The organism is Plantibacter sp. (genome assembly GCF_059073635.1).
This window is the reverse complement of the sequence record NZ_JCACOF010000005.1, coordinates 1-25,658: the sequence shown is the minus strand read 5'-3', so window position 1 is coordinate 25,658 and position 25,658 is coordinate 1. Positions and strand designations below refer to the sequence as shown.

The following is a 25,658-nucleotide window of genomic DNA, read 5'->3' as shown; positions in this document are numbered from 1 at the left end:
TCAGGACCTTTCGTCTCGGAGCTGTTCGAGTCGCTCGGACAGGAAGCTCCAGGTGTTCCAGAACTCGGCGAGATAGCGCTCGCCGTCGGGGTTGAGGGCGTACACCTTGCGGGGTGGGCCCTTCTCGGAGGGGCGCTTCTCGATGCTGACGAGCCCCTTCTGCTCGATCCGGACGAGGATCGCGTAGATGGTGCCTTCGGCGATGTCGGTGAAGCCCTTGTCGCGCAGGCGGGCGGTGATCTCGTAGCCGTAGGCGGGGGAGCCGGCGAGCAGCGCCAGGACGATGCCTTCGAGCGTCCCCTTGAGCATCTCGGTCATCTGCTTCGCCATGGCACTCCTTGCTGACTACTGAGTGATACTAGGTACTGGTAGATAGTAACACTGAGTACCGGTTGCGCAAGGGGTGTTTTCGACCCAGGTTTGCGGGACCTCGTCCGGCCCCTGAGCTTGTCGAAAGCGGTGGATCTCTTCGTCCGGTCCCTGAGCTTGTCGAAGGGCCCGCCGACCGCCCGCTCGCCTACAGGTTCCCGAGGTACGCCAGGCGCTCGCCGCCGAGCTCGATCGCCAGCGCCCGCTGCCGCTTGACCCGCCGCCAGCGCACGATGAACAGCACCGTCCCGACGGCCGTGAGCACGAGGCTGACGCCGAGCATGATCGGCCCGGTCGCGCCGAGCTCCTCCGGGTCGACGGAGAGGAGGGCGCCCGCGAGGACACCGACGCCGCCGAGGCAGGTGCCGGCGTAGGCTCCGGCTGCGAACAGGCGCGACGCGGGGATCGGGCCGAGGAAGTGCTGCAGGAGCACCGGCGGGAGTCCGCGGCGGCGTTGTTCCGGGCCGCGCCGGTCGAGCCAGTCGAGGGAGAAGCTGCTGGGCGATGTGGATCTCGCGTGCCCGCGCGATGCCGCCGACGATCCACGCGACGAACGCGAGCAGTGCCGAGCCGACCACGGCGACGGCGACGAGCGCGTTCGCGTCGGACGGCAGGAGGCGGTCGATGACCCCTTCCGCGATGGCCGCCCCGAAGATCGCGAGCAGGCCGATCCCGGCGAGCCCGATGAGGATCCGGTCGCAGACCTTCCGGAGGGTGCGTGCGCCGACCGTCTCCGGGATCGGTTGCAGGTGGACGACGTCGTCGTCGTCCGCGAGCCAGGACCGCACCCGAGCCTGGTCCTGTGGCGGAATCCACGACGGCAACTCGCGTCCGTCGTCCGGGTCGCCGCGCTCCGCATCCCGATCGCCGCGCTCCGCATCCCGATTGCCGAGCGCCCCATTCCGGTTGCCAAGCTCCGCATCCCGATTGCCAAGCGCCCCATTCCGGTCACCGAGCTTGTCGAGGTGCACTCGGTCGACGATCTGCTCCGCGGCCAGCCGGGCCGGGTCGTCCGGTCGACGGAACCGGTCGTCGTCCGTGTCGTTGTCGTCGACCGCCGTCGCCTCGTCCTCGTCCGCGACGACCGACCCGTACTGCGGCGCAGGCGGCACGAGGGGAGTGGGGTTCGGGGCGTCAGGCGCCGCTGGAGCCACGTCCTGATGCGCGCGCACGACCTCCTCCACTGCGCCCTGTGCGGCCCGCATCGCTTCGTCCCGGATGCTCCGGCCGAGCGGCCCCGCGGCCTGGACCACCGCGTCGAGCAGCTTCACGTCGCCGGTGGACTCCGCCACGGCGATGCAGTCGCCGATGAACCCGCGTCGACCGATCGCGACGTCCGAGCCCTTCCCGGCGAGTGAACGCGAGATGCGTTCCCGGCCGACGTCGAGCGGATCCTGGCCGGTGTCGTCGGGGATGCCGCTGCCGGCGATGAGCGCGACGAGTGGCACGAGGTCCGACGTGGGGAGGCTGCGAAGCCAGCCGCCGTTCATGATGATGCGGGCGCGTGCGCCGGTGTCGGTCGTGAGTCGCAGGCTGAGGGCCGGCGTGGTCGCGGCGGGATTGCGGGTGAGGAGCTCGCCGCTCACGATCGAGCGGAGCGGGACCGTCTGGCCGCCGAGGAGGGCTGTGCCGCGGACGGCGTCGACACCGACCGGGCGGAAGGCGGTCCGGAGGTAGGACAGGCAGATGCCGGCGGTGAGGATGAAGAAGACCGGAATGACGATGAGCGCCGTGGGTGCGATGTCGAAGATGCCGTCGATGACGCTTCCGGTGATCCAGCCGAGGACGGTGGCGAGGATGCCCGACAGGATCAGGATGAGGACGAGGTTCGCCCTGACGGGATGGCGGCCGATCATGGTGAAGCCGTCGTTCGTCGGTCCTGGTGCTGCGCTCACATCGTCCTCTCGGCAGGTGGTCGCATCGACTGTTCCATGTCGGCGCCCGTCGTGTCGATGGGGAGCCCTTCCATGGCTGCCCGGGCCGCACCCGGTCCCTGAGTCACCTTCTCCGGTCCCTGAGCCACCTCCTCCGGTCCCTGAGCTCGACCACCTCCCGGTCCCTGAGCTTGTCGAAGGGCGTGACCCTCCCCGGCCCCGAACCCCTCGCAGCACGATTCGCGTCTTCGGCTTCCGTGTTGTAGGCTCTACTTCGGCCTGCCGAGCCGAAGTTCTCTTCTCTCAGCAAGCAATGCGCCCGTAGCTCAACGGATAGAGCATCTGACTACGGATCAGAAGGTTGGGGGTTCGAATCCCTTCGGGCGCACATTTCGAAAAGCGGTCCACTTCGGTGGGCCGCTTTTTTCGTCCCGCCTGACAGCAGGATATCGGCGCGAGAACCGGATGGAATCGCGGGAAACGTCCGGTTCTCGGGCGTTTGTCCTGTTCTCGTGCGGTGCCGACGCGGCGCTACGCCCGGCAGCTGTCCAGCGTGCCCGTGAGCGCCTGGCGGTCGGCGTCGTCGACCGTGAGGTCGTACGCCATCAGCACGAGCACGAACCGCGCCGCGTACTCGCAGTGCGACGCGGCCGCCGGCGGCATCCAATCGCCGGGGCCGGAGTCCGACTTCGAGGAGTTCGTCGCGCCGTCGACGGCCTGCAGGTTGATCGGGTCGTTCGCGAACTGCTCCCGCTGCTGCTCCGTCCACGTGTTCCCGCCGTGACGCCAACCCCACGCGAGTGGGACGACGTGGTCGATCTGGACGAGCTGACTCGACCGCTCACCGCGCTGGAAGTCGATCGTCGACCCCGTGTAGAGGTCGTGCAGCACGCCGGTGAGGACGACGCAGTCGCGGGTCCCCGGCTTGAAGGTGACGTCGACGAGATCGCGCGCCAGCACGTCGTTGCGGGTGTCGCAGCCGTTGCGGTCGATGTCGGCCCAGCGCTGACCGAACCGGTCCCGGTCGTAGCCGGTGGCGACCTGGGTCGCGGTGTCGACGTCGGCCAGCGCGTCTTCGACGGCGGTGGCCGAGACGACCAACTGCCCGGACGCGTCCACGACAGCGAAGCCGGCGGCCTCGAGCGATGCCCGCGCGCTCGGGCTGACCGCCGCGGGCGTCGGTGCGACGCGATGTCGGCGTCGGTGATCCTGGCTCGCCGAACACGATCCCGCCGTCGACCTGCGTCGCGACGAGCACCACGACGGCTGCAAGGAGCGCGACGAGCAACGCCAAGGGAGTCTTCTTCATGCTGGGTGCTCTCCTCGGGGTCTGCTCCACCAGCGTAGGGGTGGGCGCCGACACGAGGTCGCCGGACGTCAGCCCCGGTAGACGTCGCTCCGATGGCCGAGCGTGATGACGACCACGAGGAGCACACCGTCATCGATCGTGTACACGATCCGATAGTTGCCCACCCTGACTCGGAAGCCGGGGCGCCCCTGCAACGCCGTGGCGCTCGGCGGGCGTGGGTTCTCCCCGAGCAGAGCGATCGCGGCCCGGATGCGTCGCTGGTCCTGATGGTCGATCTTGCGGAGCGCCTTGATCGCGGCCGGCCGCAGCTCGATGTCGTATCGACTCATTCCCAGCCGAGGTCGGCCTTCGCCTGCGCCCACGGGATGCTGTCGCCCTCCTCGGCCATCGCCGCGTCGAAGGCACGGGCGTCCTCGGCGTCTTCGAGCGCCTCCATCATCCGGTCGTACTGTTCGGGACTGATGATGACGGCCTCCGCGCGCCCGCGACGCTCCACGAAGACGGCTTCGGTGTGGGATCGCGCGATGAGCTCGGAGAACTTCGCTCGAGCTTCGGTGACGTTGATCCGGGACATGTCGCAAGTGTACGTTTTGAGCCTCCGTCTGTACATGTGGGATGACCGCGGCTTCGGAAAACGGCTTCAGAGCAGCCTAGACAAGGTGTGCAGACGACCGAGGGCGCTCTCCACAGGGGTGCCCTTCGACAGGCTCAGGGACCGGACGTGGGCCGAGGACCGTGCGGAGGAGCGGGCCGGTCTCGGGGTGGCAGCCCTTCGACAGGCTCAGGGACCGGCGGAGGTGCGCTCAGGGACCGGTGGAGGTGCGCTCAGGGACCGGCGGAGGTGTTCTCAGGGACCGGGGGACTGCCGCTCGCGGCAGGGGCGGGATAGGGTCGAGCAGACACAGGGTGCCCCACAACGGGCGCCCGCGATCAAGGAGGATCACGTGTCAGGTAACAGAGCTGTCGCCTACAAAGCAGCGGGTGTCGTCGAGGTCATCGACATCGACTACCCCACCTTCGAACTCAAGGACGGACCGGGGGTGAACCCGGCCAACGTCGGCCGGAAAGTCCCCCACGGCGCCATCCTCAAGACCGTCGCGACCAACATCTGCGGCTCCGACCAGCACATGGTCCGCGGCCGCACCACGGCACCGCCGAACCTCGTCCTCGGACACGAGATCACCGGTGAAGTCGTCGAGGTCGGACCGGACGTCGAGTTCATCAAGGTCGGCGACATCGTCTCGGTGCCCTTCAACATCGCCTGCGGTCGCTGTCGCAACTGCAAGGAGCGCAAGACCGGCATCTGCCTCAACGTGAACCCCGACCGCCCGGGCAGTGCCTACGGCTACGTCGACATGGGTGGCTGGGTCGGCGGCCAGGCCGAGTACGTGCTCGTGCCCTACGCGGACTGGAACCTCCTGAAGTTCCCGGACCGCGACCAGGCGCTCGAGAAGATCATGGACCTCACGATGCTCTCCGACATCTTCCCGACCGGCTTCCACGGTGCGGTGACGGCGGGTGTCGGCGTCGGCTCGACCGTCTACGTGGCAGGTGCGGGTCCCGTCGGACTCGCCGCAGCGACCGGGGCCATGCTCCTCGGCGCCGCTGCGGTCATCGTCGGCGACATGAACGCCGACCGGTTGGCGCAGGCGCGGAGCTTCGGTTGCGAGACCGTCGACCTCACCAAGGGCGAGCCGGCGGAGCAGATCGAACAGATCCTCGGTGTCCCGGAGGTCGACTGCGCGGTCGACGCCGTCGGCTTCGAGGCTCGTGGCCACGGCGGTGACGCGGGTCATGAAGCCCCGGCGACCGTGCTCAACTCGCTCATGGACATCACGGCGGCCGGCGGTGCGCTCGGCATCCCCGGGCTCTACGTGACGGGTGACCCGGGCGGCATCGACGAGGCCGCGAAGAAGGGCGCGCTGTCGCTGAGTCTCGGCACCGGTTGGGCGAAGTCGCTGTCGTTCACCACCGGTCAGTGCCCGGTCATGAAGTACAACCACGGCCTGATGATGGCGATCCTGCACGACAAGGTCCACATCGCGAAGAACGTCAACGCCACCGCGATCACCCTCGAGGACGCCCCGCGCGGGTACGCCGAGTTCGATGCGGGGGCTGCGCAGAAGTTCGTCCTCAACCCGAACGGGTATCTGGACGCAGCGTAGGCGGCACTGCGACATCACCGAGAGCGCCCGTTGCGTCGTCTGGAGAGCTTCAGGACGACGGAACGGGCGCTTTCGGCTGCCCGTCGACAGGCTCAGGGACCGGGCGCCGGGGACGGATTCATGTCCTCACCGGGAGGTCCCGACTACTGAGTTTTCACCGAAACGCGTGCTGCGAGGCATCCGGTACGGCGTTGTCTGACGAACTGCTGAGTGAACCGTGAGATTCCCTCCTCTACGGTCCGTCTCTCCAATGACGCGGGAAACCGACGGGGCCATGGGGCCCGTCCCGCGACGAAGAGACCCCCACTCGCACAAGGACGACCATGCAACACTCCTTCCTCGCATCCGAATCAGATCCGGAGAGCGACTCCGACACCGGCCCGCTGCTCGGCAGTGCGAGCAGTACGGCGTCGACGGTTCCGATCCGCAGGGTCACGGTCAGCGGCGACGACCCGGCGGTCGCCCGGCAGAACTACGAGCGCGCCTACGACGGCAGCCGCTTCACCGTCACCCGCGGTTCCGAGCCGTTCTCGTTCCAGTGGGTGTCGATCGGCGACGACCGTGTCTCGCTCCGCACCGCGACGATGACCGGGCACGTCACCGGCGAGACCCCCGGCCTCACCGACTACGTGGTCTCGTGGGTCACGACCGGCGGCGGCTGGATCGTGCGTCGCGACGGCCAACGGATGGAGATCCCGCGACACCCGTTCGTCCTCCCGTTCCACCGGCCGTACACGGTGCACCTCACCCCGCATCGGCAGAACTCCGTGCTGTTCTCCGCACCGTACCTCGAGGACATCGCGACCGAGATCCACGCCGGCCCGAGTCAAGCGGTGTCCTTCGACCTCGAGGCGACGCCGACACCCGAGGCGATCGAGCGCTGGCGCGTGGCGCTGAACGCCTCCACCCCGGTGCTCACCGACGAGACGGCCCCTCCGCTGCTCCGCATGAACGCCCAGCGACCGCTCGCCCTCGCGCTGCTGCAGCTCGCACCGTGGGCGGTGGTCGACCTGCCGGAGCCGCTCCGCGAGCCCTCGATGGCGCGCACCCGCCTCGCGGTCGAATACCTGCACCACCACGCGGCGGAGCCCATCACGCCCGCCGACGCGGCGAAGGCGGCCGGGCTGCACACGAGGACGCTGCAGCTCCACTGCCGTCGCGAGCTCGGCATGTCGCCCACCGCCTACCTGCGCGACATCCGCCTCGACCGCACCCGGCGCGAGCTCGCCGACAGCTCGCCGCAGGAGACCACGGTCGGCGAGGTCGCGAAGCGGTGGGGGTTCGTCCACCTCGGCCGCTTCGCCTCCGCCTACCGGAACCGCTTCGGCGAGGGCCCGAGCCAGACCCTCCGCGCCTGATCGACGAGTCGCGAATATCCAGAAACTGAGTGCTTCGCGACGAAAACGAGATCGACCGTGAGGATCGGGCGTGACGCGCAGTCTCATAGATGTCGCCCGGAACACGGGCACCGCGACCGGACACCCGGACCGCGAAACCGCAGTACCAGCCACCGAAGGAGCAACACCATGTCGAACACCACCGACACCGCCAACCACGCAGCCACCGCCTCCACGGGCAAGAACGTCATCGCCGACGGCGTCGTCCAGAAGGTCGCCGGCATCGCAGCCCGCGAGGTCCCCGGCGTGCACGACCTCGGCGGCGGAGCAGCTCGCGCCATCGGCGCCATCCGCAACGCCATCAACGCCCAGGACCGCGGTCAGGGCGTCTCGGTCGAGGTCGGCGAGAAGCAGGTCGCCGCTGACATCGTGATCGTCGCCGAGTACCCCGTCGACCTCCAGCGCGTCGCGGACGACGTCCGTCGCAGCGTCACCGACGCGATCTCGAACGTCGTGGGTATGGACGTCACCGAGGTCAACGTCACCGTCTCCGACGTCCACATCCCGTCGGACGACGACAACGACGCTGACGAGAGCCGCGTCCAGTGACCACGACCGATCGCGGCATCCTCGTCGGTGCCGTCCTGGCACTGGCTGCCGTCGCATTCGGGTTCTGGAGCATGATCCTCGTCGCGCTGTTCATGCTGATCGGATTCGGCATCGGACGCGTGCTCGAGGGCAAGCTCGACCTGCGCGGTGTCGCCGACGCGCTCCGCGGGCGGCGGTCGTCGTGACCGCGGCGGTGACGGCCGAACAGGCCGTGCATGGTCGCAACACGATCAGCTCCCGCGCCGTGCGTCGCGTCGTGTCTGCCGTCACCGCGGAGGAACTCGGTGTGCGGGCGTCGGAGGTCTCGGTCGAGCTCTCCGACGCCCAGGGGGCCCTCACGGTCACCGCGAGCACGCCCATCCACGTGTCGCCGCTCGGCGCCGGATCCCGGACCTCGGGAACCGTCCTCGAACGCCTGGCACGCGCACAGACCAGCATCCGTGAGCGGTGCCTGGACCTGACCGGGTCGACGATCGGACGCGTCGACCTCCACATCACGGGCGCGAAGCTCGAAGAACGAAGGAGGGTGTTGTGAGCACCCCAGCCCTGTACCGCCGCGCGGTGCGTCGCGAGACCCACTCGCCGCGGTCGACGCTCGCGATCACGATCGCGATCATCCTCGCGCTCGTGCTCGCCTGGCTCGGCACCGAATCGGTCCTGGCCGCGATCGGGCAGCCGGCGCTCCTCGTCGCACCGAAGGACATCGTCACCGCGGTGCTCACCGCGGCGACCGCTCCGGCCCCGCTGCTCGTCGCCATCGGCGCGGTCGCGGCGATCATCGGCCTCGTGCTGATCGTCCTGTCGCTGGCCCCCGCCCGCCAAGGGCGTCGCGGGTCGATCGCCGACCGCACCGCGGCCGTCGTGGACGACCGCGTGATCGCGCAGTCGCTCGCCCGCGTCGCCTCGTACGCCGGTGACATCGACCCCTCGCAGGTGAGTGTCAGCGTCGGCGCCAGGAGCGCCCGCGTCGACGTCACGCCGACGAGCGGCCGACGCGTCGACCAGCGCGAGATCCAGCAGGCCGTGGACGCGGAGGTCGCGTCCTACGACTACCGGCCGGCGCTCCGCGCCAAGGTCCGCGTGAGCAGCAAGGGAACGGTGGCCTGATGAACTCCACGAATCGATTCCTCAACCGGTTCTTCATCTTCGTCGTGGGACTCGTCGTCCTCGCGGCCGGCGCGGCCCTGTCCGTGGGCGCGCTCCTGCCGGACGTGCAGCGCACGATCAGCGAGAACGCCGAGCGAGCCGTCGGACCGACGAACGACACCATCGACGCCCAGCCGTGGATCCTGTGGGTCGCGGCGGTCGTCGCCCTGCTGCTCATCCTGGTCATCCTCTGGTTCGTGTTCCGGCAGGGCCGCGGGCACACCGGAACGCTGCTGCAGGTCGACGAGCAGCGGACGAAGGACACCCCGACCGGTGGTCGCGTCCTGCTCGACGTGAAGGTCGCCGAGCAGGTCCTCGAGGAGGCGATCGGGCGCAACCCCGACGTGGTCGCCGTCGACGTCACCGGCTTCCGGATCCGCAAGCAGTCCACGCTGCGCCTCACCGCACACGCTCGTCGCGGCGCCTCGCCCGTTCAGCTGCGGCGCGACATCGAGGCGGCCATCCACGAGTGGGACGGCGTCCTCGGGACGTCCACCCCGGTGGTCATCCAGATCGTCAGCGGACTGCGCACGCGGCTCGCCAGCACGAACCGGGTCGTCTGACCCGACACCCCGCGGTGCCGCCTGCGGCACCCGAATCGACAGCAGTAGGACCGATGCACCGCCGACGCGGTGCGAGGAGGATCGCATGAGCGACGACACGAAGCACCCGGACCAGCACCACATCCCCACCCCGGCCGAGGTCCGGGCTGAGCACCCGACGGTGCTCGTGCCCGCGCATCCGGATGACGAGGTCCGCCGCATCGAATCGCACGACGGCGAGCACGTGGGCGGGACCGCTCCCGCTCCTGTGGCGGTCGCTGCCGGCGGACACGGCGGTCGCTGGACCGGAGACCGCTGAACCGGCCGTGTCCGACTCGGTCTCCGCCGAGACGCCGGCGGTGTCGGTGTCGGAGCCGGTGGCTTCGCCGGAACCGGCGGACGCACCGGTGGTCGAGCTCGACGCCGGCCGGCGACGTGAGCAGGAGGCCGACGAGCTCGCCCAGGTCATCGCCACGACGGCCGAGACGGTCCCCGGTGTGCACGCCCTCGGTTCCCCGACGGCCCGCGCCATCGACAGCGCCCGCACCCGCCTGCTCGGCCGCACCGCCGTCCCCGGCGTCAACGTCCTGGCCGACGACGACGTGCTGAACGTCGAGGTCTCACTGGTGGCCGAGTACCCGGCCGGCATCGACGAGGTCGCGGACACGGTCCGGGCCGACGTCGCGGCCGTGCTGGAGGCCCGCCACCCCGGACCGGTCGACATCGACATCACGGTCACCGACATCCACGGGCCGTTCGACCCGATCGAGCCCGATCCGGGCGAGGCGATCGACGACGCCAAGGCCGCCATCGGCAATGCGACGTCCGCGGCGGGTGCCGCGATCGGCGATGCGGCGGAGGCCGCCGGGGATGCCCTCGGCACGGCGAAGGCTGCTGCATCGGACGCGGTGGACTCGGCGCGAGCCGGAGCGGCCGACCTGGCCGACGCCGCCGGCGACGCGGTGGAGCAGCGGACCGGCCGGTCCGAGGGCGACGACGGCCGGTCGCTGGGGAACGAGCAGCCGGTCGTGGTCGCCGGTGCCGACGACGAGCTCACGGCCGACGGCGACGTCGCCGGTGAACCGATCGATGAGGTGGTGTCGGAATCCTCCGACGACGTGTCGGAGGAACTCGCCGAGGCCGCCCGCCAGCTGGCCACCGCGGCCGACTCGCTCGCGACCGTCGCTGACGAGGTGACGCACGGCGCCGACCCGAACCTCGCCGACGCTGAGCCCGTCGGGGCGGCTGACGTGATCCAGGACGCTCCAGCGGAAGAGCCTGCCGCAACGATCGCTGATGCCGACCTGGTTTCGGCCCCCGAGCAGGACGGCGGCGCCGCGGCGCCCGTCGACGGAACCCCGAGCGCGCTCGAGCCCGCCGACGAGGACACGCACGACCAGCCTGCCCCGAAGGTCGCTGACGTCGACGAGGTGGCGGACGCTCCCGCCGAGGCCACGGCCGTCCAAGCTGCGGCGCCGACGAAGGAGCAGTGACATGCCGCTCTTCAGCCGGACCACGTCGTACGGCGCCCGTCCGCGTCCGCGTGCCGTGTGGGCGGCCGCGATCACGGGAGTCGTCCTCCTCGTCCTGATCGTCGTCGGGGTGCTGATCCCGATCCTCGGGCTCATCGGTGCGGCCGACGGCGCGACGGTCGGTGCGCTCAACGTCCCGGTCGGTGGCATCGTGGTCGCGCTCCTCATCGGGTACGTCCTCGCGCTGCTGTTCCTGCTCGGGTGCGTCCGCAGCCGCAACGGCGCACTCTCCTGGGTGCTGGCCGTCGCGGCGGTGATCTCGGCGCTCCTCGTGTCGCTGTGGCCGCTGCTGGCGGTCGCCTTCGCGGGCGTCGACCAGGCATCGGACGTGGTGCCGTTCATCCAGGACCTCATCCGCCGGGTCACGGGCGGCTGAGCACAGGAGATCCGCCCGACAGCAGGAGGTCCTCCCTCAGGATCTCCTGCTGCCGCGCGGATCTCCTGTCGTCAGCTCAGGCGGCGGGTGAGGTGGACGTCGACGGTGTCGCCGATGTCCTTGCCGAGACGCTTCCGCAGCTTCGCGCTGATGGACAGCATGTGACCACCGGAGCCGGTCGGCATGAGCCCGACGTTCGGGAGGTCGACACCGTCGACGGTCGCATCGACGCGGACGGACTTGCCGGTGCCGAAGAACTCGGCCGAGCCGGGCATCTCGACGCAGGACCAGACGTCGCCCTTCACGTCGACGCCGATCGGCGCGGTGAAGCGGTGATCGAGCTCGGTCGGTTCGATGGCCATCGGTGGTGCCCCTCGTCGGTCGTGGTCGGCGGGGCCATTGTCGCGGCTGAGTCCGACCCGTGGCAAGGGCCCAAGCGTCCGCCGCACGGAGATCTCGGACCGAACGTCCGGTCCCTGAGCTTGTCGAAGGGCAGCTGGGGAGGCATGGCCCTTCGACAGGCTCAGGGACCGCTTGTCGAAGGGCCCCGGAAGCACTCGGCCCCTCGGCAGGCTCGCGGGGAGCGCCGCCGAGGGGCCGGGAACCTCAGTTCTGGGGGAAGCCGAGGTTGATGCCGCCGTGGGAGGGGTCGAGCCAGCGGGAGGTGATGGCCTTCTGCTGGGTGAAGAACCGGACGCCCTCGGCGCCGTGGGCCTTGGTGTCGCCGAACAGGGAGTCCTTCCACCCGCCGAAGGAGAACGTCGCGACCGGGACGGGGATCGGCACGTTGATGCCGATCATCCCGACCTGGATCTCGTTCTGGAACCGTCGGGCGGCGCCGCCGTCGTTGGTGAAGATCGCCGTCCCGTTCCCGAACGCACCACCGTTGATGAGCGCGACACCCTCTTCGTAGGACTGCACGCGGACGACGGCGAGGACGGGTCCGAAGATCTCCTCCGTGTACACCTTCGACGTCGTCGGGACGTTGTCGATGAGGGTCGGGCCGAGCCAGAACCCGTTCGGGTCGCCGTCGATGGGCGTGTTGCGGCCGTCGACGACGATCGTCGCGCCGTCGGCTTCGGCGATGTCGAGGTAGGACGCGACCTTGTCGCGGTGCACCTTCGTCACCAGCGGGCCCATGTCGCAGTTCCGGCGTCCGTCACCGATCCGCAGGGTCGCTGCGCGTTCGGCGATCTTGGCGATGAGCTCGTCCGCGACGGGCTCCACGGCGACGACGACCGAGATCGCCATGCACCGCTCCCCGGCGGAGCCGAAGCCGGCGTTGATGGCGGAGTCGGCGACGAGGTCGAGGTCGGCGTCGGGCAGCACGAGCATGTGGTTCTTCGCCCCGCCGAGCGCCTGGACGCGCTTGCCGTGTGCGGTGCCGGTCTCGTACACGTACTTCGCGATCGGCGTGGAACCCACGAAGGAGATCGCGCGGACGTCGGGGTGGGTGAGGAGCCCGTCGACGGCCTCCTTGTCACCGTTCAGCACCGTGAACACGCCGTCGGGGAGCCCGGCTTCCTGCCACAGCTTCGCGAGCCAGATCGCCGCGGACGGGTCCTTCTCGCTCGGCTTCAGCACGACCGTGTTCCCGGCGGCGATCGCGATCGGGAAGAACCACATCGGCACCATCGCGGGGAAGTTGAACGGCGAGATGATGCCCACGACCCCGAGCGGCTGCTTCGTGGAGTACACGTCGACACCGGTGGAGACCTGCTCGGAGAACTCGCCCTTCAGGTGGTGCGCGAGGCCGGTCGCGAACTCCACGACCTCCTGCCCGCGCGTGATCTCACCCAGCGCGTCGGAGACGACCTTGCCGTGCTCCGCGGTGATGATCTCCGCCAGCTCACCCTTCTTCGCCTCGAGCAGCTCACGGAACTTGAACACGATCTGCTGACGCTTCGCGAGCGGCAGGTCGCGCCAGGCCGGGAAGGCCGCGGCGGCGGATGCGACGGCGCGGTCGATCTCCGACTGGTTCGCGAGCGCGACGTGCTTCGTCGCGACACCGAGCGCCGGGTCGTAGACCGGGGCGGTGCGACCGGAGCTGGACGGGGCCTCGGCTCCGTCGATCCAGTGCGGGACGACCGGCAGCGAACCGGCGTCGGTGGTGGGGGTGGTGCTCGTGGCGGTGGTGGTCATGCGGAGGGCTCCTGGGCGTCGTGGGGTGCAGGGGTGCTGGGTGCTGGTCGTGCCGGGACGGGTGCCGGGAGTCCCGACACCGAGTCCCAGAACGGGTCCGGGTCGCCGCTCATGCGCGCAGCTCCCCGAGGGCGGCGTCGATGATCGCGATGCCCGAGGCGACCTCGTCGGCGGTCACGACGGCGGGCGGGACGACGTGGATGCGGTTCTCGCTGATGAACGGCAGGAGGCCGGCCTCGAGCAGGGACGACTTGAACCGACCCATCGCCGCCGCATCGAGCGGTGCGCGGGTGTCGCGGTCCTCGACGAGCTCGACCGCCCAGAACACGCCGCTGCCGCGGACCTCGCCGATGAGCTCGTGACGCTCGGCGAGGGAGCGGAGCGCGGGCCCGATGTGGTCGGCGCCGATCGCCTTGGCGTGTTCGACGACGCCCTCCTCGGCCATCGCGGTGAGCGTCGCGACGACACTCGCGGCGGCGAGCGGGTGGCCGGAGTACGTGAGCCCACCGGGGAACACCTGCTCGTCGAAGACGCGGGCGATGTGCTCGGAGACGATGACGCCACCGAGCGGCACGTAGCCGGAGTTGACGCCCTTCGCGAAGGTGATGAGGTCGGGGCGCACGTCGAACGCGTCGAACGCGAACCACTCGCCGGTGCGGGCGAAGCCGGCCATGACCTCGTCGAGGATGAGCATGATGCCGTAGCGGTCGGCGATCGCGCGGACACCCGCGAGGTAGCCGGGCGGCGGGGTCAGGATGCCGGCGGTGCCGGGGACGGTCTCGAGGAGGATCGCGGCGATCGAGCCGGGGCCTTCCGCCTGGACGGTGCGCTCGAGGTGGCGGAGGGCGCGCTCCGACTCCTCCTCCGGCGTCGTCGCCCAGAACTCGGTGCGGTAGAGGTACGGGCCGAACACGTGCACGTGGCCGCGGGCGTACTCGTTGGGGATGCGGCGCCAGTCGCCCGTCGCGACGATGGCCGCGCCCGTGTTGCCGTGGTACGAGCGGTAGGTCGAGATGACCTTGTCGCGGCCGGTGGCGATGCGCGCCATGCGGATCGCGTTCTCGTTCGCGTCGGCGCCGCCGTTGGTGAAGAAGACCTTCTCGAAGCCCTCGGGGGCGCGGTCGAGGATGAGCCGAGCCGCCTCGGCACGGGTCGCGTTCGCCGCGGCGGGCGCGATCGTGGTGAGCTGCGCCGCCTGCTCCTGGATCGCCGCGACCACCTTCGGGTGCTGGTACCCGAGGTTCACGTTGACGAGCTGGCTGGAGAAGTCGAGGTAGTGGCGTCCGTCGTGGTCCCACACGGTGCTGCCGAGCCCGCCCGCGATGGGGAGTGGCTTGAGCGTGCTCTGGGCGGACCAGGAGTGCAGGACGCGCTGGGTGTCGGCGTCGCGGACGCCGGCGTTGTCGAGGCCGGAGAGGAAGTCATTGATCACTCCTGCAGCCTGGCAATCGACGCGGCCGATGTACATGGCGGGATCGGTGATAGCTTCGGCACATGTCCACCACTTCAGTGATCGCTGGCGAGGTCGGCCGTGCGTCCTCGAACGTGTCCCTGCGCACGCTCATGGCCGAGCCGGTCTTCAAGCTCGGCCTCGTCGTCGCGGGTGACGCCGACGTCCTCGATCGCGACATCGCCTGGGTGCACAGCTCGGACCTCGGCGACCCGACACCCTGGCTGGAACCGGGCCAGCTGCTCCTCACCGACGGCATGCAGTTCACCGGCGAGATGAGCGACGAGCTCGCCGACCGCCGCGCCGACGAGTACGTCCGCCGCCTCTCCGCCCGGGGCGTGCTCGCGCTCGGGTTCGCCACCGGGATCATCCACGCCGACATCCCGCAGCGTCTCGTCGACGCGTGCGAGCGTCACGGGTTCACCCTGCTCGAGGTGGGCGAGCGGACCCCGTTCATCGGCATCATCCGGTTCGTCGCCGACGCGGTCGCGGCCGCGCGCGTGGCGTCGCTCGAATGGTCGCTCGCCGCCCAGCGTGCGGTCGCGAGGGCGGCGCTCCGACCCGACGGCCTGACGGCGATCCTCGCGGAGCTGGGGCAGCAGCTCGGCTGCTGGGTCGCGCTGTACGACGCGCTCGGCAACCGGGTCACCACGAGGACGCGCGAGCCGGTGCCGGAGGGTGTGGAGGCCGCCGTCGCCGAGGTGCTGCGCCGCGGGTCGCGGGCCGGCCTGCACCTCGCGGACGGAGCCGAGGGCGCGACGCTGCTGACGCTCGGTCGCCGGGGCGAGCTGCGGGGCATCCTCGCGGTCGGCTCCAGCGTGCCGCTCGACCACGCCGAGCACGACCTCGTCTCCAGCGTCATCGGCCTCGCGAGCATCGCCCTCGAGCAGCACAGCGCCCTCGACCTCGCACGCCGGCAGCTGCGGTCGGGGCTCCTCGAGCTGCTGCTCTCCGGGGACCGCGCCGTCGCCGAGCGCACCGCCCAGCGGCTCTGGGGGCCGCTGCCGCCCGACCCGATCCGCGTCGCCGTGGTCGACATCCCCGTGGGTGAGCTGGGCTTCCTCTCGGAACTCGACGTGCAGGCCGCGGCGCACGGCGGCAAGCTGTTCTTCGCCGAGCAGGACGAGCGGATCGTCATCGTGTCGAGCGACGCGGACACCGGACTCTGGGACGCCGTCGTCGGCCGCCACGGGCTGTCGGGCGGGGTGTCGGCGAGGACGAGCTGGGAGGGCTTGCGGGACGGGCTGGCCGAGGCCGAGCGGGCGCGCGCGTCGGCCGGGGAGACGCCGCGACTCGTGCGGTACGAGGCACTCGCCGAGCAGGGGTTGCTCGGGTTGCTGAGCGCGTCGGGCGGGTCGGTGCTGGCGAATCGGCTGCTGGAGCCGTTGGGCGGGCTCGGAGCCGAGGCTCGGGCGGTCCACGTGGAGACGGCCCGGGCGTGGTTGGAGGCGAACTGCGTGACCGATCAGGCGGCTGGCCGCCTCGGGATCCACCGGCAGACCCTCCGGGCGCGCATCACCACGCTGGAGTCGCTGCTCGACCTCGACCTCTCGCGCTTCGGCGACCGCGCCGAGCTGTGGAGCGCCCTCCAGCTCACCGACGGCTGAAGGTCCTTCGGGCCCCGGTCGCTGAGCGCACCCCGGTCACCGAGCCCACCCCGGTCACCGAGCCCACCCCGGTCACCGAGCTTGTCGAGGTGCCACCGTGGGCCCTTCGACAGGCTCAGGGAGCGGAGAGGGTGCACGGTTCGGGGTGACCGCCGCTTGCTGACGAACCCCAGCGGGGGTTCCGGTCCCCAAGCCGCACCCTGCCGTCCCGGTCCCTGAGCTGCACCATCCCGGTCCGGTCCCTGAGTCGCACTCCTCTCGGTCCCTGAGCTTGTCGAAGGGCAGCGACCGCACGACGGGACCGCACTTCGACAAGCTCAGTGACCGGAAAGCGTTCCGCGGGTGAGGAGCGCGGTGAGCGGGTGCACCGTGTCCCGGTCCTCGCGCGCACCCCATCCCGGTCCCTGAGCTTGTCGAAGGGCGGTCGACATGGGGCGGGACCGCACTTCGACAGGCTCAGTGACCGGATGGGGGCGTCAGTGACCGGTGGTGCGAGCTCAGAGACTGGATGGGGCGTCAGTGACCGTGGTGCGAGCTCGGCGACCGGGGCCGAAGCGCCTAGGCGATGCGGATGAGCTTCTTGTTGACGAACTCGTCCATCGCGGGCTTGCCCATCTCGCGGCCGGTGCCGGAGCGCTTCACGCCGCCGAAGGGCAGCTCCGCCGCGTCGCCGAGGACGAGGTTGATCCACACCATGCCGGCGTCGATCCCGTCCGCGACCCGCAGCGCCTGCTCCTGGTCGGTCGTGTAGACGTAGGAGCCGAGGCCGAACGGGGTGTCGTTCGCGAGGCGCACGGCCTCCTCCTCGGACGCGACCCGGTACAGCGACGCGACGGGTCCGAAGAACTCCTCGTGGAACGCGTCCATCTCAGGCGTCACGTCGGTGAGCACGGCCGGCGGGAAGAAGTTCCCATTCGGCTCGCCCGATGCCAGGATCGTCGCGCCCTGCGCCTTCGCGCGGCCGAGCTGCTCGCCGAGTCGCTCGGTCGCGGCGGCCGACGACAGCGGGCCGAGCTGCGTGCTCTCCGCCATCGGGTCGGCCGGCGCGTTCGCGGTGAAGACCTCGGTGAACTTCGCGGCGAAGTCGTCGAACAGCTCGTCGATGATGATGAACCGCTTGGCGGCGTTGCAGGACTGCCCGTTGTTGTCGATGCGGGCGTTGACGGCGTCCTGGACGGCGGCGTCGAGGTCGTCGGTCGACAGCAGGATGAACGGGTCGGACCCACCGAGCTCGAGCACGACCTTCTTGAGGTGCTTGCCGGCCAGCTCGGCGACGGCGGAACCGGCGCGCTCCGAACCGGTGACCGAGACGCCCTGCACGCGCGGGTCGGCGATGACCGTCGCGATCTGGTCGTTCGTGGCGAAGATGTTCACGTACACGGAATCGTGGGCGCCCAGCTCGGCTTCGGCGTCGTCGAAGATCTGCGCGATCGCCAGCGCCGACTCGGGGCACTGCGGTGCGTGCTTGAGGAGGATCGTGTTGCCGTTGACGACGTTCGGGCCGACGAACCGCGCCACCTGGTAGTACGGGAAGTTCCACGGCATGATGCCGAGCAGCACGCCGAGCGACGCACGACGGATGAACGCCGAGCCGGTGCCGTCGGACAGCTCGATCGGCTCGTCGGCGGAGAAGGCCTCGCCGTTGTCGGCGTAGTACTGGTAGATCGCGGCGGCGAAGTCGACCTCGCCGAGCGCCTGCTCGTACGTCTTGCCCATCTCGCGGACGGCGATCTCGGCCAGCTGCTCACGGCGCTCCGTGTGGAGGGCGGCGACGCGGGCGACGAGCGCAGCGCGGTCGGCGACGGGAGCGCGACGCGACCACTCCTCGTGGGCGGCGGACGCGGCGGTGATCGCCTGCTGCAGCTCCTCGTCCGTGATCGTCGGGTAGTCGCGGAGAGTCTCTCCGGTCGCGGGGTTGACGACGGCGTAGTCGCTCACTGGTGTGCTCCTTTGTCTGAGGTGCTGCTGGTGCGGTGCGGTGTCCGTTGCCGGCCGATGCGAGCTGTGCGGGTTCGACGGGAGCGGGACCACCACCTGCACCGTATCGAACCACGCTCCGCCTGTCATGGGTTGGACTGCGGCTCCTGCGTCGAAACCCGGCTCAGGAGTCGAAGCCCAGCCCGACGGCGTCCATCGTGCGGAGCCAGAGCCCGCGCTTGCCCTCGTTGCGGTCGGCTCGGGCCATCTCCGACAGCGAGATGCGCGCGCCGATGAACGCGAGCGGGTCGGGCGGGAACGGCGTCGGCTTCTTCTGGACGAAGTCCATCGTCGTGCGCTCGGTCGGCGTGCCGGCGAGGAGGTCGAGCATGACGTTCGCGCCGTACCGCGTCGCCCCGACGCCGAGGCCGGTGAACCCGGCCGCGTGCGCGACCTTGCCGCCGTGCGCGGTCTCGAAGAAGGAGAAGAACCGCCCGCAGGTGTCGATCGCGCCGCCCCACTTGTGGGAGAAGCCGAGGTCGGCGAGCTGCGGGTAGGTGTGGGCGAAGTGGGCGGCGAGCTTGAGGAACGACTCCTCGCGCTGGTCGAACCGCGGCTCGACGCGCCCGCCGTAGTTGTACACCGCGTCGTAGCCGCCGTAGAGGATGCGGGTCGACCCGTTCGCGTCGGTCGTGAGTCGCGAGTAGTGGAAGCGGTTGTCGAGGTCGGAGATGCCCTGCCGGCCCTTCCAACCCAGGCTCTCGAGCTGTTCGGCGGAGAGCGGGTTCGTCATCAGCGCGTAGTCGTAGACCGGCACCGTGTACTTCCGGGCACTCGGGATGAGTGCCTTGAAGACGTTGGTGCCGAGGGCGACGTGCTTCGCGACGACCGAGCCGTGCGTCGTCGTCAGGGTGACCGACGTCGCGTCCGACCGGATCGAGCGGACGTGCGTGTACTCGTGGATCTCCACACCCAGGTCGAGGCAGACGCGTCGCAGCTCCCACGCCAGCTTGGCCGGGTTGACGAGCGCCGCTCCGGTGGGCTCGAACAGGCCGGCCTGGAAGATCGGCGAGTGGACCTCCGCCTGCATCGCCTCGCGGTCGAGGAACCGGGCGCCGTGCTCCTCGGCACTCTCCCGCAACCAGTCGACGTGGTGTGGGGCCGTCGCCGCCTGCAGCAGCCCCGTCTCCTCCCAGTCGCAGTCCATGCCGTACCGGGCGATGGTCTCGCCGATCTCGCGCAGGTTCTCGCGCCCCAGCTCCTCCAGGCGGTCGAACTCGTGCGGCAGGCGACTCTTGCCGTTCGACGATCCGTGGGTGAGGCTCGGCTCGCAGAACCCGCCGTTGCGACCGGACGCCGCCCACGCGATGCGCCGGCCCTCGAGGAGCACGACCCGGCGGTCCGGGTCGCGCTCCTTCGCGAGCAGGGCGGTCCACAGGCCCGAGTACCCACCACCGACGATCGCCAGGTCCGTCTCGACGTCCGCCTCGAGGCGGGGGAGTGGAGCGGGCCGTGCCGGGTCGTCGAGCCAGTACGGCTCCGGTTCGGCCGAGGCCAGCTGGTCCCGCAGGCGTGCGGTGTCGGCGAGCTCTTCGGCCAGTTCGTAGGTGGTTCTCATGGTGGGTCCCCTGTGGTGCGTGGTTCGGTGCGGTCGCGTGGTGCGCGGTCAGTCGGTGCGGGCGGCGTCGGTGCGTTCGGCCTCGGCACGTGGGGTTCCGGCGGATGCCCCGCCGCTCCCGAGGCCCGCGTCGCGCTTGGTGCTCCGCTGCACGAACAGCCAGATCACGACGCCCAGTGCGAGCAGGCCGAGCGCGATGCCGAGCTCGAGGAACCCGCCGTAGCCCGTGGTGGAGAACCCGGTGGCACCGACGATGAGGATGATCGCGAGGAGCACCGACAGCACGACCGACAGCGGCACGAAGAAGCGCGGCAGGCGGATCGGGCGGACGGCGTCGGGGCGGTCCTTGCGCAGCAGGAAGAAGCCGGAGACGGCGAAGAAGTGCGTGAGGATGTAGCCGAGGTTGCCGGTCACGATGATCGCGAGCGGGTTCTGCAGCACCACGAGGATCACGACGTTCATGACGAGCATCACGTTGAGCGAGCGGAACGGCACCCCGCGACGGTTGAGCACGCCGAGGGACGGGACGGTGACGCGCTCCTTGCCCATGTTGAACAGCACGCGCGAGGCGTCGGCCACCGAGGTGGTCATGATGAGCAGCAGCGAGGCGATGAGGCAGAGCACCATGACGTCCGCAGCGCCACCGACGAGCGAGGCGAAGCTCGCGACGAAGAAGGTCGCCGGGTTGTCGGCGATCGCCGCTTCACCCGCGTAGCCGCCGAGGGTCAGCGGGATGACGAAGAAGACGCCGAGGCAGAAGAGGACGGAGGCCTTGATCGCCTTGGTCGTGTCCTTCACCGAGTCGCGGTACTCCGGGGCGAAGGTCGCGCAGACCTCGATACCGAAGGTGGTCCACGCCATGATGTACAGCCAGACGATCGCGGTGTGCAGGCCCTCGATGCCCTCGAGCTTCCAGGTGAGGTCGAGCGGTGCCCAGTCGGCGCTGAAGAGCGGGAAGACGATGAACACGAACAGGGGGATGAGCAGGATGCCCGCCGTGATGTAGACGAACGCCATCGTGACGCGGACGCCGATGACGTTGATGAGGTACATCACGCCGATGACGCCGAGCCCGATGAGGATCGGGAAGGTGATGGAGATCGGGCCGAGCTGGATCACCCAGTCCTCGTTCGGGAACCACTGGGCCTGGATGAGTGCACCGGTGACCGCGCCGTAGGTGGCGAGGTTGGTGCCCCAGGGGAGCCAGTAGCCGACGCCCGTGATCGGTGCGACCCAGGGTGCACGCGACTTCCACGCTTCGGCCGCGTAGTGCGCGATGCCGCCGGAGGAGTTCGGGAACATGGTGGCGAGCTCGGTGTAGATCCAGTTGACGCCCATGGCGAGGATCATGGAGATCGCCCACAGGACGGCGGCCCCCCAGCCGCCGAGGCCGGTGATGGAGGCGCCGAGGGTGGCGATGAGCGCGGCGGGCATGGTCATCGCCATGGCGAAGCCGTCGAACCAGCGCATCCGTTTCGGCAGGTGCGTGGTCTCGTCGGTGCTGGTGACGTGTTCGGTCGACATGGGCTCTTCTCGATTCGTGGGGGACGAGACGTCGCTGTCTCGCTGCTGGTGCACTCAATGTGCCGAAGGATTGTCGTGAACGACAAGATCAGTGATCGCTCTCAGTTGTTGTAATCGTAACTTTGACGAAACAATACTGCTTGTTCGAGGAATCGCAAGGTCCTAGGCTGATCCCACATTCTCCCGACGACATCCGCACGACGCTGTTCGGCGTCGTCGGCCCAGCCACGACACCAGGAGGTCCGGAATGACCACGTTGCCGACACCCACTCGCACCCAGCTCTTCATCGCCGGCGAGTTCACCGACGGAACCAGCTCGGAGCGCTCGGAGGTGATCAGCCCCGTCACCGGTGACGTCATCGCGTCGATCCCCGTCGCCGGCACCGCCGAACTCGACGAGGCGGTGCGACGTGCGCACGAGGCGCAGCGGGAGTGGCGGAAGCTCGGCGTGTTCAAGCGCGCGGAGATCTGTCACCGGGTCGGCGACGCGATCAACGCCCGCGTCGAGGAGCTCGCCCGCCTGCAGACGCTGGAGCAGGGCAAGCCGCTCGCCGAGTCGATCGCCGACATCGCCGAGGCCGCGCAGCTCTTCCACCTCCACGCCGAGGACGCCCTCCGCCTCTACGGCGAGACGCTGCCGTCGAGCGACATCGACAAGCGCATGTTCACCTGGCGCGCACCGGTCGGCGTCTGGGGCATCATCACGCCCTGGAACTTCCCGCTCCTCATGTTCAGCGAGTTCGTCGCCCCGGGCCTCGCGACCGGCAACGCCTGCATCGTCAAGCCGCCGAGCAACACGCCCCTCGCGGTCCTCGCGGCGATGGACTGCCTCGTCGAGGCGGGCGTCCCGGCCGGGCTCGTCAGCGTCCTCCCCGGCGACGGCGCGTTCGGTTCCGAGCTCGTCTCCCACGACGGCATCGACGCGATCGGCTTCATCGGCTCGTCCGCCACCGGGGCGAAGATCGTCCGCACCGCCGGCCTCAAGCGCTCGCTCATGGAGTGCTCCGGCAACGGCCCGATCGTCGTCCTCGAGGACGCGAACATCGAACGCGCCGCGAAGGCCGCCGTCGACTCCGCGTTCTACAGCGGCGGGCAGGTCTGCTGCGCGACCGAGCGGCTCATCGTCCACCACAACGTCCACGACGCCTTCGTCGAGGCCGCCCTCGCCTACGCGAAAGCCACCGTGCGACTCGGCAACCCCTTCGACGAGGGGATCAACCTCGGCCCGCTCAACAACGAGGGCGTCGCCGCGAAGATGGACCGCCACCTCGACGAGGCCCGCTCGCTCGGCTTCGACATCCTGCTCGGCGGCGGTCGTGCCACCGGCCACCCGACGGACCTCTACTACGACTTCACGATCGTCGACGGCGTCTCCGAGGACAGCCTGCTGTCGCGCGAGGAGTCGTTCGGTCCGGTCCTCCCCATCCTCACGGCGCAAGGACGACGACGACATCCTCCGCATCGCCAACGCCGACGCGCTCGGCCTGCAGTCCGCGGTGTTCACCGAGAGCCTGTCGAAGGCCTACCGCTTCATGGAGGAGCTCGAGACCGGTCAGGTCATCGTCAACGACTCCAACGGCTGGTGGGACATCAACATGCCGTTCGGTGGTGCGGGCGGCAAGGGCACCGGCTGGGGTCGGATCGGTGGCATGTACACGCTGCACGACATGACCGACCTCCGCACCGGCGCGATCCACGTCCGCTAGTCGGACCGATCCGCCGATCAGCGACCTCCCTCGGTCCGCTCGATCGGCGTCGCCCCGGTCGACCGCCCGCGTTCGGGTCGGTCGGTCGGCCGGGGCTCGTGGCTCGGGTGGGGCGGACACCGCACCCGGGCCGCACGGCTTCCCTCGCTACGCTTGCCAGATGACCATCCGCCCGCTGCCGGAGGAGCCACATGAACGACCTTGACGACATCGACCGTCGGCTGATCGCGATCCTGCAGCAGGACGGACGGAAGGCGTTCTCGGAGATCGCCACCGAGACCGGGCTGCCGGCGTCGTCCGTCCGCTACCGGATCCAGCGACTCGAGGACACCGGGATCCTGCAGATCGTCGGCATCGCGAACCCGCTGTCGATCGGCTTCGACCACCTGGCGCTCATCGGCATCCGCTGCGAGCCGGGGATGGCGCGCGGGGTGTGCCAGGAGCTGTCGAAGCACGCGGAGACGAGCTACGTGGTGCTCACGAGCGGCGGCTTCGACGTGATGGTCGAGGCCGTGTGCCGCGACATGGACCACTACAAGACCTTCCTCCTCGACACCCTGCAGCCGACGCCCGGGGTGCGGTCGACCGAGACCTTCTTCGTGCTCGAAGCCCACAAGCTCGCCTACGGCTGGGGCGTCGGGTAGGTCGTCGGGCCGCGCCGACCCCGCTCGTCTCCGTCCTGCTCAGAGAGGTACCTCATGACCGACCACCTGCTCGCTCCCGAACGCGGTGCTCCAGGGCGCCGACGTGGCGCTCGCCGACAACCCGCTCGCGCCCGAGGACGTCGTCTCGGGGTCGCCGCGGAGCGGGATCGTGACGCTCACGGCCGTCGGTGACACCGAGGTCGGCGTCTGGGAGCTGGGTGTCGGCGTCGTGCAGGACACCGAGATCGACGAGGTGTTCGTGGTCCTCTCCGGCGAGGCGACCGTCGACTTCGCCGACGGCACCCCGTCGCTGGAGCTCCGTGCCGGCTCCATCGGCCGACTCGCCGCCGGCGCCCGCACCACCTGGACCGTCCGCGAGACCCTCCGCAAGGTCTACGTCGCCTGACCCGCGCGACTCCCGGCGCGGCAGCAGGACATCCGCCCGACAGCAGGACGCTTCGCGCCCGCCCGTCCTGCTCTCGCGCCGATCTCCTGCGTTCCGAGCCACCCCAATAGGCTTGTCGCATGAACCTGCGCACCGTCGAGCTCGACCACACGGACCACGCCGCCCTCGACCTCTGGTGGGGTGCAGCGTCCCGCGGCTTCCTCTCGAAGCCCGACACCGACGTGGCGGTGCGTGCCGAGCGGCGTCAGCTCCTCGTCGGCAGCTCCATCCTCGGGGTCTACGACGACACCGCGGCCGAACCGCTCGTCCCCGTCGGCACGCTCGGTTCCTTCCCGACCGCACTGTCGATCCCCGGCGGCACCGTCCGCGCCCTGGCCATCACCGAGGTGACCGTCTCGACCTCCCACGAACGTCGAGGGATCGCCCGGTCACTGATGGAGAACCGACTCCACCACGCGAAGGCCACCGGTGCCGCAGTCGTCGCGCTCACCGCGAGCGAGGCGACCATCTACGGTCGCTACGGCTTCGCCCCGGCGACCTGGGAGTTCACGCACGAGGTCGACCCCAAGCGCGTCGCTTGGCGGGGTGCGCCGCCCGCCGGCCGCGTCCACACGCTCGACCCGCGCTCGCTCGCCACCGTCGCGCCCGGGCTGTTCGAGCGCTCCCGCGGCACCGGCGACATCGACCGCGGGGTCGCCTGGTGGAAGCAGGCCCTCCGTGAGGTGACCATCCGCCACTTCAGCCACGGTGAGGGTGACACGCTCGCCCTCCGCTACGACGACGCCGACGGCGAGCCGCAGGGCTACGCGCTCTACCGCGTCGGCGAGGAGTGGGGCACGATCGTCGTCGACGACCTCGTCGCCACCACCCCGGAGGCCCGCTACGCCCTCTGGCGGCACCTCACCGGGATCAGCCTCACCACGAAGGTCACCTTCCACCAGGCTCCGACGGTCGAAGCCATCCAGTGGCGACTCGTCGACCGTCGCGCCGTCAAGACCACCGCGCGAGCCGACTCGCTCTGGCTCCGGATCGTCGACGTGCCGACCGTGCTCGGCGCGCGCCGGTTCACCGTCCCTGCGGCGTCCGATCCTCGCGAGCACCTGCTCGATGTCGAGGACGCCCTCGGACTCGCCGGCGGTCGGTTCGCGCTCCGCATCGACGAGCACGGTGCCGCGGTCGCGGAACGCATCGGCGACGTGCCGGAATCGACCGACGACGACGCTGTGCGCCTCACCATCAACGAGCTGTCGGCCGTCCTCCTCGGCGGCCCGCGCGTGTCGGCGCTCGCCGAAGCAGGGCTCATCACCGGGTCATCGGAGGCGGTACGAGCGCTCGACCTCGCCTTCGCGACGGAGCAGGCGCCCTTCCTGCGGACGCACTTCTAA

The 25,658-nt window shown here is 70.1% G+C and carries 26 protein-coding genes, 1 tRNA gene and 1 pseudogene; 17 read left to right on the top strand and 11 right to left on the bottom strand.

The features are described 5' to 3' along the window. Together AC5JOC_RS03855 and AC5JOC_RS03850 are read right to left on the bottom strand one after the other, a co-directional pair. A complete protein-coding gene (locus tag AC5JOC_RS03855) occupies positions 1 to 330 on the bottom strand; it encodes a PadR family transcriptional regulator (protein ID WP_079706510.1) in 330 nt (109 codons plus the stop codon). Then, positions 315 to 2,264, bottom strand: a complete 1,950-nt coding sequence (locus tag AC5JOC_RS03850) for a hypothetical protein (RefSeq protein ID WP_494245432.1) — start codon at positions 2,262 to 2,264, stop codon at positions 315 to 317. Before AC5JOC_RS03850 ends, AC5JOC_RS03855 begins: the two co-directional genes overlap by 16 nt. Before the next feature lie 294 nt (positions 2,265 to 2,558). Between AC5JOC_RS03850 and AC5JOC_RS03845 the strand changes: the two genes are divergently transcribed. After that, positions 2,559 to 2,631, top strand: a tRNA-Arg gene (locus AC5JOC_RS03845). 143 nt (positions 2,632 to 2,774) lie between these two features. On the opposite strand, the gene AC5JOC_RS03840 is transcribed toward AC5JOC_RS03845, so the two are convergent. From AC5JOC_RS03840 to AC5JOC_RS03830, 3 genes are all read right to left on the bottom strand, one after another. Then, positions 2,775 to 3,362 (bottom strand): HNH endonuclease family protein, encoded by a 588-nt coding sequence (locus tag AC5JOC_RS03840; RefSeq protein WP_494245430.1) that lies wholly within the window; start codon positions 3,360 to 3,362, stop codon positions 2,775 to 2,777. Between the two features lie 258 nt (positions 3,363 to 3,620). Then, positions 3,621 to 3,881, bottom strand: a complete 261-nt coding sequence (locus AC5JOC_RS03835) for a type II toxin-antitoxin system RelE family toxin (RefSeq protein WP_079706514.1) — start codon at positions 3,879 to 3,881, stop codon at positions 3,621 to 3,623. Next, positions 3,878 to 4,126: a type II toxin-antitoxin system Phd/YefM family antitoxin gene (locus AC5JOC_RS03830; protein WP_064296825.1), complete on the bottom strand. Its 249-nt coding sequence runs from the start codon at positions 4,124 to 4,126 to the stop codon at positions 3,878 to 3,880. Before AC5JOC_RS03830 ends, AC5JOC_RS03835 begins: the two co-directional genes overlap by 4 nt. Positions 4,127 to 4,496: 370 nt before the next feature. Between AC5JOC_RS03830 and fdhA the strand changes: the two genes are divergently transcribed. The 10 genes from fdhA (at position 4,497) to AC5JOC_RS03780 (ending at position 11,259) form a co-directional block, all read left to right on the top strand. Further along, the gene (fdhA, locus tag AC5JOC_RS03825; RefSeq protein ID WP_079706515.1) at positions 4,497 to 5,717 is read left to right on the top strand and encodes a formaldehyde dehydrogenase, glutathione-independent; all 1,221 of its coding nucleotides are present in this window, start codon (positions 4,497 to 4,499) and stop codon (positions 5,715 to 5,717) included. Between the two features lie 323 nt (positions 5,718 to 6,040). Then, positions 6,041 to 7,075, top strand: a complete 1,035-nt coding sequence (locus AC5JOC_RS03820; protein WP_494245428.1) for a helix-turn-helix transcriptional regulator — start codon at positions 6,041 to 6,043, stop codon at positions 7,073 to 7,075. A 168-nt stretch (positions 7,076 to 7,243) separates the two neighbouring features. Next, complete coding sequence (locus AC5JOC_RS03815; protein ID WP_085513765.1) at positions 7,244 to 7,663, top strand: Asp23/Gls24 family envelope stress response protein; 420 nt, start codon at positions 7,244 to 7,246, stop codon at positions 7,661 to 7,663. Beyond that, complete coding sequence (locus tag AC5JOC_RS03810) at positions 7,660 to 7,848, top strand: DUF2273 domain-containing protein (RefSeq protein ID WP_064296821.1); 189 nt, start codon at positions 7,660 to 7,662, stop codon at positions 7,846 to 7,848. The genes AC5JOC_RS03815 and AC5JOC_RS03810 overlap by 4 nt, the downstream gene beginning before the upstream one ends. Then, the gene (locus AC5JOC_RS03805; protein WP_064296820.1) at positions 7,845 to 8,198 is read left to right on the top strand and encodes a hypothetical protein; all 354 of its coding nucleotides are present in this window, start codon (positions 7,845 to 7,847) and stop codon (positions 8,196 to 8,198) included. Before AC5JOC_RS03810 ends, AC5JOC_RS03805 begins: the two co-directional genes overlap by 4 nt. Then, entirely contained in the window at positions 8,195 to 8,770 is a 576-nt protein-coding gene (locus AC5JOC_RS03800) for a DUF6286 domain-containing protein (RefSeq protein WP_124767524.1), read from the top strand. Before AC5JOC_RS03805 ends, AC5JOC_RS03800 begins: the two co-directional genes overlap by 4 nt. Beyond that, positions 8,770 to 9,372: a hypothetical protein gene (locus AC5JOC_RS03795; RefSeq protein ID WP_430893416.1), complete on the top strand. Its 603-nt coding sequence runs from the start codon at positions 8,770 to 8,772 to the stop codon at positions 9,370 to 9,372. Before AC5JOC_RS03800 ends, AC5JOC_RS03795 begins: the two co-directional genes overlap by 1 nt. A gap of 85 nt (positions 9,373 to 9,457) precedes the next feature. Next, positions 9,458 to 9,670, top strand: a complete 213-nt coding sequence (locus AC5JOC_RS03790; protein WP_494245425.1) for a hypothetical protein — start codon at positions 9,458 to 9,460, stop codon at positions 9,668 to 9,670. Between the two features lie 7 nt (positions 9,671 to 9,677). Then, complete coding sequence (locus tag AC5JOC_RS03785; protein WP_494245423.1) at positions 9,678 to 10,844, top strand: Asp23/Gls24 family envelope stress response protein; 1,167 nt, start codon at positions 9,678 to 9,680, stop codon at positions 10,842 to 10,844. Position 10,845: 1 nt separating this feature from the next. Next, the gene (locus AC5JOC_RS03780) at positions 10,846 to 11,259 is read left to right on the top strand and encodes a hypothetical protein (protein ID WP_124767521.1); all 414 of its coding nucleotides are present in this window, start codon (positions 10,846 to 10,848) and stop codon (positions 11,257 to 11,259) included. A gap of 71 nt (positions 11,260 to 11,330) precedes the next feature. Here the strand turns inward: AC5JOC_RS03780 and AC5JOC_RS03775 are convergent, their stop codons facing one another. The 3 genes from AC5JOC_RS03775 to AC5JOC_RS03765 all read right to left on the bottom strand — a co-directional run bounded on the left by AC5JOC_RS03775 (position 11,331) and on the right by AC5JOC_RS03765 (position 14,833). After that, complete coding sequence (locus tag AC5JOC_RS03775; protein WP_426737603.1) at positions 11,331 to 11,621, bottom strand: DUF1905 domain-containing protein; 291 nt, start codon at positions 11,619 to 11,621, stop codon at positions 11,331 to 11,333. Positions 11,622 to 11,865: 244 nt separating this feature from the next. Further along, positions 11,866 to 13,401 (bottom strand): CoA-acylating methylmalonate-semialdehyde dehydrogenase, encoded by a 1,536-nt coding sequence (locus AC5JOC_RS03770; RefSeq protein WP_494245420.1) that lies wholly within the window; start codon positions 13,399 to 13,401, stop codon positions 11,866 to 11,868. A 109-nt stretch (positions 13,402 to 13,510) separates the two neighbouring features. Then, positions 13,511 to 14,833: an aspartate aminotransferase family protein gene (locus tag AC5JOC_RS03765; RefSeq protein WP_411557013.1), complete on the bottom strand. Its 1,323-nt coding sequence runs from the start codon at positions 14,831 to 14,833 to the stop codon at positions 13,511 to 13,513. A gap of 62 nt (positions 14,834 to 14,895) precedes the next feature. Here AC5JOC_RS03765 and AC5JOC_RS03760 point away from each other — a divergent pair, with 62 nt between their 5' ends. Beyond that, entirely contained in the window at positions 14,896 to 16,458 is a 1,563-nt protein-coding gene (locus AC5JOC_RS03760; protein WP_494245418.1) for a PucR family transcriptional regulator, read from the top strand. A gap of 558 nt (positions 16,459 to 17,016) precedes the next feature. On the opposite strand, the gene AC5JOC_RS03755 is transcribed toward AC5JOC_RS03760, so the two are convergent. The 3 genes from AC5JOC_RS03755 to AC5JOC_RS03745 form a co-directional block, all read right to left on the bottom strand. Beyond that, the gene (locus AC5JOC_RS03755; RefSeq protein WP_494245416.1) at positions 17,017 to 18,396 is read right to left on the bottom strand and encodes an NAD-dependent succinate-semialdehyde dehydrogenase; all 1,380 of its coding nucleotides are present in this window, start codon (positions 18,394 to 18,396) and stop codon (positions 17,017 to 17,019) included. 163 nt (positions 18,397 to 18,559) lie between these two features. Beyond that, a complete protein-coding gene (locus AC5JOC_RS03750) occupies positions 18,560 to 19,993 on the bottom strand; it encodes an NAD(P)/FAD-dependent oxidoreductase (RefSeq protein WP_494245414.1) in 1,434 nt (477 codons plus the stop codon). Positions 19,994 to 20,041: 48 nt separating this feature from the next. Beyond that, positions 20,042 to 21,517, bottom strand: coding sequence for an APC family permease (locus tag AC5JOC_RS03745; RefSeq protein WP_079706530.1), 1,476 nt, complete (start codon positions 21,515 to 21,517; stop codon positions 20,042 to 20,044). Positions 21,518 to 21,764: 247 nt separating this feature from the next. On the opposite strand from AC5JOC_RS03745, the pseudogene AC5JOC_RS03740 reads away from it, so the two are divergent. From AC5JOC_RS03740 to AC5JOC_RS03720, 5 genes and pseudogenes are all read left to right on the top strand, one after another. Then, a pseudogene (locus AC5JOC_RS03740) lies at positions 21,765 to 22,892 on the top strand (aldehyde dehydrogenase family protein); the annotation flags it as partial. Continuing rightward, complete coding sequence (locus AC5JOC_RS03735; RefSeq protein WP_494245628.1) at positions 22,834 to 23,223, top strand: aldehyde dehydrogenase family protein; 390 nt, start codon at positions 22,834 to 22,836, stop codon at positions 23,221 to 23,223. The pseudogene AC5JOC_RS03740 and the gene AC5JOC_RS03735, both read left to right, overlap by 59 nt. Positions 23,224 to 23,414: 191 nt before the next feature. Continuing rightward, on the top strand, positions 23,415 to 23,867 hold the full coding sequence (locus tag AC5JOC_RS03730; RefSeq protein ID WP_056013555.1) for an Lrp/AsnC family transcriptional regulator: 453 nt from the start codon (positions 23,415 to 23,417) through the stop codon (positions 23,865 to 23,867). An 85-nt stretch (positions 23,868 to 23,952) separates the two neighbouring features. Further along, the gene (locus tag AC5JOC_RS03725) at positions 23,953 to 24,273 is read left to right on the top strand and encodes a cupin domain-containing protein (RefSeq protein ID WP_494245411.1); all 321 of its coding nucleotides are present in this window, start codon (positions 23,953 to 23,955) and stop codon (positions 24,271 to 24,273) included. A 119-nt stretch (positions 24,274 to 24,392) separates the two neighbouring features. After that, the gene (locus AC5JOC_RS03720; RefSeq protein ID WP_494245410.1) at positions 24,393 to 25,658 is read left to right on the top strand and encodes a GNAT family N-acetyltransferase; all 1,266 of its coding nucleotides are present in this window, start codon (positions 24,393 to 24,395) and stop codon (positions 25,656 to 25,658) included.